General features: G+C 36.0%; 14 protein-coding genes. 3 read left to right on the plus strand and 11 right to left on the minus strand.

What is annotated here, in order from left to right:
• Positions 1-10: 10 nt before the first annotated feature.
• Genes aat through ACWPWS_RS21275 form a run of 3 tightly spaced genes read left to right on the plus strand, consistent with a single transcriptional unit; the run spans position 11 to position 2434 of the window.
• Positions 11-664 (plus strand): leucyl/phenylalanyl-tRNA--protein transferase, encoded by a 654-nt coding sequence (aat, locus tag ACWPWS_RS21265; protein ID WP_309511883.1) that lies wholly within the window; start codon positions 11-13, stop codon positions 662-664.
• Positions 651-1529: a DMT family transporter gene (locus ACWPWS_RS21270; RefSeq protein WP_454047824.1), complete on the plus strand. Its 879-nt coding sequence runs from the start codon at positions 651-653 to the stop codon at positions 1527-1529. Before aat ends, ACWPWS_RS21270 begins: the two co-directional genes overlap by 14 nt.
• A 47-nt stretch (positions 1530-1576) precedes the next feature.
• Positions 1577-2434: a hypothetical protein gene (locus tag ACWPWS_RS21275; protein WP_454047825.1), complete on the plus strand. Its 858-nt coding sequence runs from the start codon at positions 1577-1579 to the stop codon at positions 2432-2434.
• Between the two features lie 42 nt (positions 2435-2476).
• Here the strand turns inward: ACWPWS_RS21275 and ACWPWS_RS21280 are convergent, their stop codons facing one another.
• From ACWPWS_RS21280 to ACWPWS_RS21330, 11 genes are all read right to left on the minus strand, one after another.
• The gene (locus ACWPWS_RS21280) at positions 2477-3859 is read right to left on the minus strand and encodes a tetratricopeptide repeat protein (protein WP_209786563.1); all 1383 of its coding nucleotides are present in this window, start codon (positions 3857-3859) and stop codon (positions 2477-2479) included.
• Between the two features lie 207 nt (positions 3860-4066).
• Complete coding sequence (locus ACWPWS_RS21285; RefSeq protein WP_454047826.1) at positions 4067-5038, minus strand: quinone oxidoreductase family protein; 972 nt, start codon at positions 5036-5038, stop codon at positions 4067-4069.
• 335 nt (positions 5039-5373) lie between these two features.
• Positions 5374-5955, minus strand: a complete 582-nt coding sequence (locus tag ACWPWS_RS21290) for a Crp/Fnr family transcriptional regulator (RefSeq protein ID WP_309511881.1) — start codon at positions 5953-5955, stop codon at positions 5374-5376.
• Positions 5956-6001: 46 nt separating this feature from the next.
• A complete protein-coding gene (gene glmM, locus ACWPWS_RS21295) occupies positions 6002-7384 on the minus strand; it encodes a phosphoglucosamine mutase (RefSeq protein WP_454047827.1) in 1383 nt (460 codons plus the stop codon).
• 70 nt (positions 7385-7454) lie between these two features.
• A complete protein-coding gene (locus ACWPWS_RS21300) occupies positions 7455-8471 on the minus strand; it encodes a DUF4421 family protein (RefSeq protein ID WP_454047828.1) in 1017 nt (338 codons plus the stop codon).
• Positions 8472-8689: 218 nt separating this feature from the next.
• On the minus strand, positions 8690-10723 hold the full coding sequence (gene feoB / locus ACWPWS_RS21305; protein WP_454047829.1) for a ferrous iron transport protein B: 2034 nt from the start codon (positions 10721-10723) through the stop codon (positions 8690-8692).
• Positions 10723-10977: a FeoA family protein gene (locus ACWPWS_RS21310; protein ID WP_105682883.1), complete on the minus strand. Its 255-nt coding sequence runs from the start codon at positions 10975-10977 to the stop codon at positions 10723-10725. Before ACWPWS_RS21310 ends, feoB begins: the two co-directional genes overlap by 1 nt.
• 104 nt (positions 10978-11081) lie before the next feature.
• Positions 11082-11393 carry a hypothetical protein gene (locus ACWPWS_RS21315; RefSeq protein WP_454047830.1) on the minus strand — a complete coding sequence of 104 codons (312 nt, stop codon included), beginning with the start codon at positions 11391-11393 and terminating at the stop codon, positions 11082-11084.
• An 82-nt stretch (positions 11394-11475) separates the two neighbouring features.
• Positions 11476-11766, minus strand: a complete 291-nt coding sequence (locus ACWPWS_RS21320; protein ID WP_209786556.1) for a hypothetical protein — start codon at positions 11764-11766, stop codon at positions 11476-11478.
• Between the two features lie 84 nt (positions 11767-11850).
• The gene (locus tag ACWPWS_RS21325; protein WP_209786555.1) at positions 11851-12138 is read right to left on the minus strand and encodes a hypothetical protein; all 288 of its coding nucleotides are present in this window, start codon (positions 12136-12138) and stop codon (positions 11851-11853) included.
• Between the two features lie 182 nt (positions 12139-12320).
• Positions 12321-13220 carry a GLPGLI family protein gene (locus ACWPWS_RS21330; RefSeq protein WP_105682887.1) on the minus strand — a complete coding sequence of 300 codons (900 nt, stop codon included), beginning with the start codon at positions 13218-13220 and terminating at the stop codon, positions 12321-12323.
• Positions 13221-13369 lie beyond the last annotated feature (149 nt).

Below are 13369 nucleotides of genomic sequence, written 5' to 3' on the forward strand. Positions count from 1 at the left end.
TTTTCTAAAAATGGTCCGATTAGACGAAAACGAGATTTCATTTCCTGACCCTGAGCTGTATGAGGGTCATGAAGGGGTGGTTGCTTTTGGAGGCGACCTATCTGTAGAACGCATTTGGTTTGCTTATCAACTGGGTATTTTTCCCTGGTACAATCCCGGAGAAGAAATCCTCTGGTGGTGCCCTGATCCGAGATTTGTTCTGGTTCCCGAAGAATTAAAGGTTTCAAAATCAATGAGAAAGATCCTGAACAGAAATGTTTTTACTTTCTCAGAGAATCAGAGTTTCAGAGAAGTGATCAGAAACTGTCAGCAGGCGACCCGCAAAGGACAGTCAGGAACATGGCTTTCCGAAGAACTGATGAATTCTTTTATCAAGCTTCACGAATATGGCCTGGCCAAAAGTATTGAAGTGTGGCAGGAAGGAGAGCTTGTAGGCGGCTTTTACGGATTACAGATTGGGAATGTCTTTTGTGGCGAAAGCATGTTTGCAAAAGTAAGCAATGCATCCAAAGCTGGATTTATCCACTTCGTAGAAAACAATAAAGACAAGATAGAATTAATTGACTGTCAGTCGCATACAGAACATCTTGAAAGTTTAGGAGCAAAAATGATTCCTAAAAAAGAATTTCTAAAAATCTTACACGAAAATAATGAACGCAGATAAAGAAAAATGGGTTCTTCTGGTTATCCTGAGTATTATCTGGGGATCATCCTTTATTTTAATTAAAAAATCACTGGAACATTTTAATCCGTATCAGGTAGGATCTTTAAGGGTTCTTATTGCAGGGATTATTTTGCTTCCTGTTGCTATTTCCAATTATAAGCTCTTTCCTAAAAAACATCTGAAGTGGCTAATTTTAGCAGCTTTTACAGGGAATTTTATTCCTATGTTTTTGTTTCCGATTGCAGAAACTGAAGTAAGCAGCAGTATTGCAGGGATTATCAATTCAATGATGCCTATTTTCGTCATTATTGTAGGTGCACTGGTATGGAAATTCGAAACGACAAAAAAGCAGATTATAGGAACGTTAATAAGCTTCACCGGAGTCTGCATTCTTGCATTTGGAGGTGGTGACAGCGGAGATTTGAAAATGGTTCCCATTCTGTTGTTATTATTGGCCACTTTATGTTATGCACTGAGTACAACAACGGTAAAATCGAAGCTTATGGAAGTTTCGTCTACTGTTTTATCGGCTTTTGTGTTCTCATTTGTGTTATTATTCCCCTCCATTATAGCCCTGACCTCCACTGGATTCTTTTCGGAATTTAGCTTTTCGAAGGATAATCTGCTGGGGCTAATGTTTGTCAGCCTCTTATCGATCTTCGGAACAGGTCTGGCAATGACCATGAATTATCGTTTGCTGAAAGTTTCTTCTCCTCTTTTTGCCTCCACAGTTACTTTAGTAATGCCTATTGTTGCTATTATCTGGGGAATTTTAGATGGCGAAAAACTAACGTATTTACAATTTATAGGAGCAGGAATTATCATTGGAGGACTGATCTTTTTGAGAACAAATCAAAAAAAATAAAATTACATTATAAATTAAATTATATTTGGCTGATTTAATTTATAACTATGAAAAAAAATCTATTTTTTGGCTTATTGGCCTTATCTACCATTTCATGCTATAATTCTGATGACACTCCTTTTGACAACAGCGATCCATCTGCTCAAAGCGTAATTCTTCCTACGAGAATGACGATGGATGGCATTGTAATGAAAATCAATTACAACGGAACTAAAATCATCAGTATGATTAACAATATTAATCATGGGCAAAGAATTGAATTCACCTATACGGACGACTATGTCACCGGTATTAAACATTACGAAAATAATATTCTTGAAAGTACGGTTGAATACGGCTATAATAACGGACGTATGGCGTCTGCTGTTACTAAGGAATATTCTACTACAGGTACAGTACAGAATACAGTCGCATTTGCTTATACCTACACAAGCAATACAGAAATCAGTGTAAAAAAACAGACAACTTCAGGAACTGCCGGTTCATCCACGATCAACAGTATACTTACTTACAGCAATGGAAATATGGTAAGCAATATAGGTTCAGGAACCGGAACAGTAAATGGCAATACGGTTAATTACACAGAGAATGAAACCTACACTTATACGGATAAAAACTATCCTTTTAAAAATGTAAAGGGTTTCGACAAAATCATATTTAACGGAAATGAGATCGATGGCGTAAGCATGCTATTTTCGAATATAAAGAACAGCTTAAGCACCTATAAAGGGCAATTCACCAATACCGGAGGAGGAGCAACAACCGGAACTACTGCTCATAAGTATACAACCACTTTTAATGCTGCAGGCTATCCGTCTGAAGAAAGCAGGCAGTCTCTTGATATGAATGGAAATGCAAACGGAAATGCTCCGGATAAATTTTTCTATGAATATAACTTTCAATAAAAAAACCTGCAAAAATGCAGGTTTTATTGTTTTTAAATTAATTTAATTCTTTTTTCTCACTCTACTTGCTTTAGCTTTTTTCACCTCATCTTTAATGAAAGGATATTTTTTCTGCATATCCTTAACTAAAGACGGATCCAAATCTAATGCTTTCTGAAGAGCTTCCATTCCCTTATCCTGGTCTTTCAGGTTAAAAAAGCAATTGCTTAACTGATAAAACAGTTCTGCTCTGTGGTGATTTTTTAACGCTTTATTCAGAACGGTTACCGCATCTTCATATTCTCCTACCAACATCAAAACTTCTGAATAGGCATACCAGTTGTAGAATCTTGATGGTTCTGCATCCACAAGCTTTTTAAGACAGGTAAGACTTTCTTCAAACTTCCCTGAATCAATGAACAGGAAAGCCAGTCTTTTTTGATAATCAAGATTGTTTTCATTCAGCTGGGTAGCTTCTTTGGCATAATACAATGCTTCAGACATTCCGCCCATTTCTTCGTAAAGATAAGACTGTTCCATCATTGCAAGATAAAACTGAGGGTCTTCTCTTAATGATTTCTGAAATGCATTTAACGCTATAATAGGCTGTTTTAATGCTTTATTACACAATCCGATTTTATAAAAAGTAAATGCTTTTGTGTATTCCAGTTCCAGCATTTCTTCATAGGTCTCAATTGCTTTTTGGTATTGTCCCAAAGCTTCATAACAGGCTGCTTTATTGGCATATACTCCTACAGAGTTTGAGTTGATTGCCAACAAATAATCGTAGCCTCTTATCGCTTCATCATAATTTTTTCTGTTGAAATAGAATTGTCCGTATTCAAACCATGCGGTTTCGGAATAAGAGAATTCATCTAAATATTCATTAAGAAAGGCAATAGCCTCCTCGCTCTTATTCAAATCACTGAAACACACCATACAGTTTTCCAGTGAATATTCATCCAACGGATCTTCTTTCAGTGCTTTTCTATAATGTTTAAGAGCGTTAAAAGGATCTCCGAGATTCACATATTCATCCGCAATAAAGTTGTGGAGAAAGTTTTCTTCTTCCTCTAATGTCAAAGCTTTTTTACAGATTTCAATGGATTTTCTGGGATTTCCTAGGTTCGAATAATACTTGGCATAACAAACCAAAAAGTCAGTGCTTTCCATAGAGGCACCTTTCAATTCATCGATAAGTTCTTTCGCCGTATTATACTCTTCCCACTCCAGAAGGATCTCAAGTCTTTTGATCTTAATATCCAACGAATTAGGGTGAAGCTTTAGTCCATAATTAACAGCCATGTCAGCGTAATTAAAATCACCAAGCTCCAAATAATAAACAATAATGTCTTCTAACTCTTCTGTATCGAAGTAGAATTCGTCATTGTTTTCCATCATTTCCTCGAACTTTTTTACAAGTTCATTTCCAAAATACTCTTCCAATAGTGTCCTCTTTGTCGGCCTGATGTCTGAATTTGCTTACAAACCTCGGCAAACGATTAGTTAATAATACATCTGAAACTGATATTCAAATATTTATGCAAAGTTGCAACTTTTTTTTGAATTTTCCATTTCATTAATTTCTATTATAAAAATAGTAAAAAAAGAAAACCAATAAAAGGATTGTGGATAAAAAAACGGAAATTGGGGTTAAATTCTTATTACAAGACGTTTTCCGCTTTGTATCTCAGCATTCCATATAGTTTCGATATTTTTAATATCAACGTCCTGTGTTTCCATTTTAATCTTTCCGTCTACAACTGCCTGAAACATTTCAGGAATAATTTCTGAAAACAGAAGGGCTGATTCTTCTTTTGTCCAGCTTCCCAATCCGGATCCTGAGATCTGAATATCTGTTCCTCTGAGGATCTGTGAAGACAGCTGGATGGTATCTCCGCTCATTCCTCCTATGGTTACCAGTTTGGTTTTATGAGAAAAGGTTCCGTCTCCTTTAAAAGCGGACAATATCATTTCTATAGAATGTCCCCAGATATAATCCAAAACAATATCAATAGGAGTTTCTTCATGAATTTCTTTTATTTTTTGTTTAAAATCATGATCTGCTAATTGGAGTGAAACAACTTCATCAGCTCCCAGCTCACGTAAAGACTGCAGAGATTCTTCATTTCTTCCTGTAACAATGATTTTACCGGCATTATATAATCTGGCGATCTGAACAGCAATTCTGCCTGTAATTCCGGTTGCTCCGTTAATCAGAACGGTATTTCCTTTTTGTATTCCGGCTTTAAACTTTAAGGCCATTGCAGATCCCATAACGGCATTTGGCAGTGCGGCGGCTACAGAAAAGTCCAGTTGTTCAGGAATTGGAATGATCATTTTTTTATCTGCTACAGCTTTTTCAGCTACCGTTCCTTTTTTACTGAAGAAATAAACTTTATTTCCATTTTCCAGATATCCTACTCCATCTGTCCCGATAATAGTGGGTTGATGTTCCTGATTTTCTGTGGAATAATGATTTCCTCCAGCTCTGGCTCTGTCAAGATTTTTAATAGACGCGGCTTTTACTGAAACCAGAATTTCATTTTCATTCATAATTTCAGGTGCCGGAAAATCTGCGTATTGAGGAATGCTTCCTTTTTCAAATACTACTGCTGCTTTCATTCTTTTTAATTTTTAAGCAAAATTATTGAGGATGAATGCCGCAGAGCGATAACATTTGTTATGAGTTTAGGAATTTGTTCGGGAAAGGAAGGAGGCAAGCCGGGCGTTTATAAAACCCGAAATATATTTGAAACGCAGAGAGCGCCAGGTGACACAATATTATGCATTATTTGGGCGCAAAGGCACTTCGTTTAGCAAAGAACGGTTATAATCGCTGAGTGAAACGCCTTTGCGAACATTTTCAACAATACATATTATTCTTTGCGAACGTTGCCTTTAAGATGAGTCAGAATTTATACAGTTTCTTTTTAAACTTCTGGCTTCCATCTTCCAGCCTATCCCAGTCTCTCTTTCAATATTTTGCTTTTGATTCTGCTGAGATGCACCGTTGTAATCCCAAGATAGGAGGCAATATAATGCTGCGGAACTCTTTTGATAATTTCAGGTTTGGTTTTAGCAAGATTGATGTACCGCTGCTGGGGTGTATCTTTAATGAAGGAAAAGAAATGCTTCATATAATCAAATACTCTTTCAAAAAGGGCATCCATAAAGAGATTTCTGAGCTCACGATTTTCATACACTTCTTCCAGAAAAGCTTCTACATCGGGCTTATTGATTTTATATAAAATACAGGGTTCTATCGTTTCAAATGAAACCATACTTGGCAAGCCTTTTTTAAAACTTTCAAGGGATGAAAACATTGTATTTTCAAGGAAAAACTGAAATGTTACGTCTTTTCCGTCATTATTATACCAGGCTCTTACCATACCTTTTTCAATGTAATAGGCATTGTAGGAAACCTCTCCTTCTTTTAAAAGCAAAGTTTTAGCCGGGACTTCCATTCGTTCAAAGCTGCCCAGAAATTTTCTCCACTTTTCTTTAGGAAAGGGAAATCTGTTTTTGATATGTTCAAACATTCCTGATAAAAAAAGAACGGACTCATTGTCCGTTCTTCAAATATTTTTAGATTAAACTCTTAATTTTAGCAATGATATCATCACCTAACTGATCAGCTTCTTCCTGAGAGTGAGCTTCCGTATAAATTCTGATGATGGGTTCTGTATTGGATTTTCTAAGGTGAACCCAATTGTTTTCAAAGTCTATTTTAACGCCATCTACAGTGGAAACTTCTTCATTCTGATATTCCTGTTCCATTTTGCTTAAGATAGCATCTACATCAATCTCCGGAGTCAGTTCTATTTTCTTTTTCCCCATGAAATAGCTTGGATATCCTGCTCTTAGTTCAGAAACTGTTTTGTTTTCTTTGGCTAAATGCGTTAAAAATAGAGCTACGCCTACCAAAGAATCTCTTCCGTAATGCAATTCAGGATAGATAATTCCTCCGTTTCCTTCTCCTCCGATGACAGCATTTTTCTCTTTCATCAGAGTTACTACATTTACTTCTCCTACTGCACTGGCAAAGTATTCTGAGTTGTGGGTATGTGCTACATCTCTCAGAGCACGGCTTGAAGAAAGGTTAGAGATTGCCACCCCATTCTGGTATTTCAACAGGTAATCTGCAACAGCAACCAATGTATACTCTTCGCCGAACATTTCTCCTTTTTCGTCAATCAGTGCCAGTCTGTCTACATCCGGATCTACGACAACTCCCAAATCAGCGTTTTCTTTTTTCACCAATTCGCAGATGTCTCCCAAATGTTCTTTCAAGGGTTCAGGATTGTGTGGGAAGTGTCCTGTAGGCTCACAGTATAATTTGACTGTTTCACAGCCTAGTTTATCCAAAAGCATAGGAATTGCAATTCCTCCTGTAGAGTTTACCGCATCCAGAACCACTTTAAAGTTTTTTGCTCTGATGGCTTCCACATCTACCATTGGTAAATCCAGGATCTGCTGAATATGGATATCAAAAGCATCATCTCTTGTTTCGTATTTTCCAAGATCGTCAACTTCTGCATAGTTGAAATCTTCACTTTCTGCCAAAGCCAGTACTTCCGCACCGTTTTCACCAGTGATGAATTCTCCTTTTTCGTTTAATAATTTAAGGGCATTCCATTGTTTTGGATTATGGGAAGCGGTAAGGATAATTCCTCCGTCTGCATTCAGCTCAGGAACCATTATTTCCACTGTTGGCGTTGTAGAAAGTCCAAGATCTACTACATTAATCCCCAATCCCTGCAATGTGGCCGTTACCAGAGAAGAAACCATCTGACCAGAAATTCTGGCATCTCTTCCGATGATAAGAGTAAGGTCTTTTTTGTTTTTATTATTTTGAAGCCAAGTTCCGAATGCGGAAGCGAATTTTACCACATCCAGCGGTGTTAAGTTATCATTTACTTTTCCACCAATGGTTCCGCGAATTCCGGAAATAGATTTTATTAATGACATGATGTTTTTTTACTTTTATTTTGTTCTTTCTAAATTTTCCAACGCAAAGATACTTAAAAGAGCCTTCAACTTATAGAACCGGAATCTTTTTTTGGACTTTATCATAGGTATTTTTTACAACTTTCGGCGGTGCAAAACGATACCCTATATATAACAATCCATAGAGATTATTATTTTCTACTGTCTGATTATTTTTCTGATCATAAGCATAGGTCTTAAAATTCATTTTTCCTCCAAATAAAAACCGGTCAGTATTGTATCCTATATGAAGCCCACCCTGCATTCTTATGGTTGCATACTGGGCATTTTCTTTTACTCCTCCGTTATCAAAATCTCTGTAACTGGAAAATTTTCCTCCGATTCCAATAGCAAGGTAAGGTGAGATGTTGACATTCTTTCCAATGACCCAATTATAGAAATACCCTATGTTTCCACCAATATTATATTGAGTTTCTTTGCTTTTCAGTCCATCAATTGTGTTTCTGAAAACAGTAAGGTCATAATCCAGAAATGGCACCCAGCTTCCGCTGCTTTTATACTGCCATTCTCCCTGTGTATAAATACTTCTTGCTGAAAAATTTTTATTGAGAATATAGGAAGTGGATCCACCGAAGGTTTGTACTCTTAAATCCGGGAACTGAATGTATGGATCTCTTCCTTCCTGCCATTCAGGCCACAGGTCTTTCATGTTTTCTACATAGAAGCCTTTCACATTTTTATAATAAACATTCTGTATGAATCTTCCCGGAAAAAACCTGAAGCTTAAATCAGTATAGGAGCTTTTCCCTTTCATTTCGTCATCATTATTTCCATCTAAAAATCTGGGGGCAAATGATACTGTTGCACTTATTATTCTATAATCGACTGAAAAGGATGTTTTGGTTTTATTGTTGATTGACAAGTCCATCTCGAATGCGTCCTTACCTTCTCCTGCAGAAAAAACATAGTTCTCGATATTGGTATCAAGATTCACACGAATCATTACCTGGTCTGCATAAGACTTGGTATTTGCGGTATCTGCCTGTGCTTTTACCTGAAAGGCTGATAAAGAAAATAATAGGAATAATCCTGTCTTAAAAAAATTCAAACCGAATAATTTACATTAGAAAAATGAAATTACTACATTTTTTTCAATTATCCGATCAACCCGGTATTAAGAACAGCCGCAATCTTTATCGCAGTTGGTTCTTTTGGAGCTGAATTTTTTAGGTGCAAAATTCTTTTTAAGTACTTTAAATAAAGAGTAACAAGCGAATGCTACAATTAATACAATAAGTACGTACTGAATGATTAATGATGAATCCATTACTTTAAAATCTGATATGCTATCATCGACACAAAATATGCCAAACCTGTCATCATGACCACCTGAAAGCAGGTCCATTTCCAACTTTTGGTTTCTCTGTAGACTACTGCAAGTGTAGAAACACACTGCATTGCAAATGCATAGAAAAGAAGAACTGAAATTCCGGTAGCAAAACTGAAGACTTTTTCTCCGTTGGGTTTCACATCTCTTCTCATTTTATCAATTACTTTTACTTCGGGAGCATCATCTTCCAAACTGTAAAGTGTAGACATTGTTCCTACGAAAACTTCTCTTGCGACGAAGCTGGTAAGAATTCCCACTCCCATTTTCCAGTCGTAGCCAAGCGGAGCAATCACGGGTTCTATTCCTTTACCCATTTTCGCAAGGTAAGAATGGTCAAGGTGAACATCTGTAGCTACAAATTCATTGGTTTTCTGGCTTGGTCCAAAGTAACTCAGAAACCAGATGATGATACTTACGATGAAAATTATTTTTCCTGCTCCGGTAATGAAATCCCATACTTTTCCCAGAACCATTTTAAAGTCATATCCGAAAAGTGGTTTTTTATAAGCGGGAAGGTCCATGACAAGGTACGTTTTTCCTTTACTTTTAATAAATCTTTTAAGGATTGCTGCTGAGAATAAAGCGACTAAGAAGCCAAGAAGGTACATTCCCATCAAGACCAGCGCCTTATATTTTATTCCTAAAAATGTTCCTTCTGAGATAATCAGTCCGATGATAATACTGTATACCGGAAGTCTTGCAGAACATGTCATAAATGGGGTTACCAGTATGGTAAGCAGTCTTTCTTTTACGTTTTCAATATTTCTTGTAGAAATCACAGCAGGAATAGCGCAGGCTGTACCTGATACAAGCGGAACAATGCTTTTCCCGTTAAGCCCGAACGGACGAAGTAATCTGTCCATCAGGAATACGACTCTTGCCATATATCCTGAATCTTCTAACAGGTAAAGGAAATACAACAGGATTCCGATCTGTGGAGCAAAAACTACAATTCCGCCAATTCCCGGAACAATTCCGTTAGAAATCAGTGAATTAATTGGTCCTTCCGGAAGATGTTCGTTTGTAAATGCAGCAAGCCAGGAAAATGTTTCTTCGATCCAGTTCATAGGATATTCCGCAAGGAAGAAAACGCTTTGGAAAATAACCAGCAGGATGAGCAAAAAAACTACATAACCCCAGAATTTATGGACTAAAACTTTATCCAGTTTTTCGGTCAGTAATTCTTTGAACTGAGCTTTTTTAGAAATAACATCAGCCAGTATTTTGTCTACATTCTGATATCTTCTTACGGTTTCCTGAACCTGTAATCTTTTCGGAACCAAGCTTTTAGAATCAGATTCATTGAGCTGTTCCATTACTGAGCTTATTCTTCCAAGATCTGTTCCTAGTGAAAGGCTCATCCAGGCTTTATATTCATTATCAAAACCTTTATGTGCTGCCAGTTTCTGAATAAAATCTCTGTGTTCGTTGGGGGTTTCAAAAGAAACTGTATTTGTTTTTACAAATTCATTGTTGTAAACAGCTTCTCTCACGGTATCAATTCCAATCTGCTCTTTGGCGTTGGTCTGAATAATCCGAATTCCTAATGCTTCGGAAAATTTTTGAATATCTATGGTGATTCCTCTTCTTTCTGCCTGGTCAATCTGATTGACAATCAGAATCATTGGAATGCCAAGATCCTGAATCTGCTGAAATAGAAGCAATCCTCTTTTTAAACTTAATGCTTCAAGAATATAAACAACTCCTGCGTAGTTTTTCTGCTCGTCGATAAGGTATTTGGAAAAAATAGCTTCATCTTCTGAGCTTGGGTAAACGCTGTAAGAACCTGGAAGATCAATGACTTCCACTTCTTCATTTTTATACGTATAGTTCCCCGAATGACTAGCCACGGTAACGCCGGCATAGTTTCCGGTTTTCTGCTTTTTGTTGCAAAGTGTATTAAAAACCGTTGACTTTCCTACATTAGGATTTCCGACTAAAAGTATCTGTTTTTTCTTGTTTTCCTGCATTAATTCAATTCTTCAACAATGATGTAATCTCCTTCTTCCTCACGAAGAGCAATCCGGCTTTTTTCTGCTCCAAACTCCACATACATAGGCCCATTGAATGGTGCCTGATACAAAATTCTGAAAGAGGTTTCCGGAAGAAGCCCCATTTCAATAATTTTATTGGGCATTTTAAGATGGTCGTTATCATACCCCAATATCTTCCCCATTTTGTTTTTAGGGAATCCACTTAATTTATGTAATCCTTTCTCTTTCAAAGCCTAATTTTTAGTCCTGCAAATATACGCTATTTAAATTTAATCTAAATAACAAGGTTCAGAAAGAAAACTTCCTGAACCTTATAATTTTTTTTACTATTTAGTTATAGACCTCCAAAACTAGCTATACAACTGGCTGTTGCTGCTGCCTCTACAAAACCATCTTCAGTAGGTATTCCCATGGATATGTACATTAAAGAAATAGATATTGAATTGTTGAAAACACATTGTTGGAAAGGATTCAATCTTTTTGCTGTTGCCATTTTTATTACCCCTTTTTCATCCTTAAAATTCTTTTTAGCTATAAGAACTGTTTCCGTTTTTGGGGTTTCGATTGTATTTGCTTTTGGTTCTTCTGTTTTTGCAAATGCAACGGCTGATGTCATCAATAATGATGCAATAATAATTTTTTTCATGGTATAGTTATTTTAAATTAGTTTTTATCAAAAAAGAAATCAACCCAGACGCGCAATGTGTTTGGGTTGATGGTAAATCTTATTATGAAACTCCTTCTGACTCAAGCTGGAAGCAATGAACAGCAGGTCCTACGAAAATAGGCCCTAAAGCAAGTTCAATAATACATTTTTCTTCATTAGTCAATTCCCTCTCTTTTGCCGTTGTAGATAATGCAATAGGCTTTTGTAGTTGATTTGTATTTTCGATAGTCTTCTTAGCAACTAAAACAGTTTCTGTGGTATTTTTCGGCTCCTCAATTTTATTTGGAGATTCTGTTTTTGCAAATGCAACTGCTGATGTCATCAATAATGATGCAATAATAATTTTTTTCATGGTATAATATTTTAAATTAGTTTTTAACAAAAAAAAAGAAATCAGCCCAGACACGCAATGTATTTGGGTTGATGGTAAATCTTATTAAGAAATTCCTTCTGCACCAAGCTGAAAGCAATGAACAGGAGGTCCGGCAATTATAGGACCTACAGCAAGTTCAATAGCACATTTTTCTGCTGTAGTCAATTCCTTCTTTCTTGCGGTGGTGGATAATGTAATAGGTTTTTGTAGTTGATCTGTATTTTCGATAGTCTTCTTAGCGACTAAAACAGTTTCTGTTGCATTTTTTGGATTCTCTGTTTTTGGAGATTCTGTTTTTGCAAACAATAGGGCAGATGTTGTCACTAAAACTGCGACAAAAGTTTTTTTCATGGTATAATTTTTAAATTAGTTTTAACAAACATATGAGAATAAAAAAACAAAATCAAATATTTTTTGAAAAAATTTAAAAATTTCTACGAATCAAGTATAGAATTTATCTAATAAAAAGAAATCAACCCAAATACATTGCTGTATCTGGGTTGATTCAAAATATAATTTAGTTGATATGAAGCTTATTTTTTCTTCTTGTCAGAAGCCTGTTCTTTTTCTATTGGGTTGTCATTGGATCCGAAGAAATCTTTCACCTGTTTTTCCATCCTTTTCATAAAATCACCAATGGTTCCATCTGTTCCGGGCATTGGTTTGCTCATCGTCTCAGCAGTCATATAGGGACGAGATTCAGCAAATGGATCTGCTTTAAAGGCATCAAATGACTTCTTGAATTTTTCTTTTGTAGTTGGAGTTACCGTATTACTAGACATTCCCATCTTTGCATTAATCTTATCTGCATAAGACACTTCATCGTAGTTTTCTATTTTTTTATTCCCACTTAACAGCCATGAATAATTTTTATCCGCGTCTTCAATTTTTACAATCAAACCTGGCAGTCCATAAAATTTATAAGGTCCATCCTGAAAAGGAATATCTGAGCTGAACCATGCCGTCCATGTTCTTCCTCCAAATTCAGTGGTAGCTTTTTGTGTATTATAAGTTCCTATTTTTTGTTTTTCTGGTAAAATATTCCACTGCAATTTCACATCATCATCATAAGAGAAAAAGTTTCTACTAATCTTATCTACATATTGCACTTTCATTTCCGGATAGTTTTTAAGAATCTTGTATGAAAACTTAGGCCATCTTATCATTTTACTCATATCCTTAAAGGATTTGGTTTTTTCCATCTCTTCTACCTGAACTTTAATAATTGAATCCTGGGCAGGCATTGTATAATCCTGGTAGATAGATTTTTTAGGAGTAATATCCAAAATGGTAATCACCTTATCCAGCTTCGCTGAATCTTTCTTCGGCTTAAAAGTCAGTTCATAAAAGAAACGATTCGCGGTTTCCTTTGACTCCTGAGCTCCTGCAAAAGCAAATAGAGCGATAAGAAATACGGAGAATAACTTTTTCATTGTAGCAAGTTTATATAATTAGTAATGATATCTCTTCTTTTGTTACAGTTTTTTTCAAATTTTATTTTCAGGAAAAGTATTCTTTGCTTTCAAGTCTTTACAGATTAAAAAATTATGATTCTCTTAAAACAGTTTCATTTTTAAAACGC

It is taken from the genome of Chryseobacterium sp. Marseille-Q8038 (assembly GCF_965111995.1).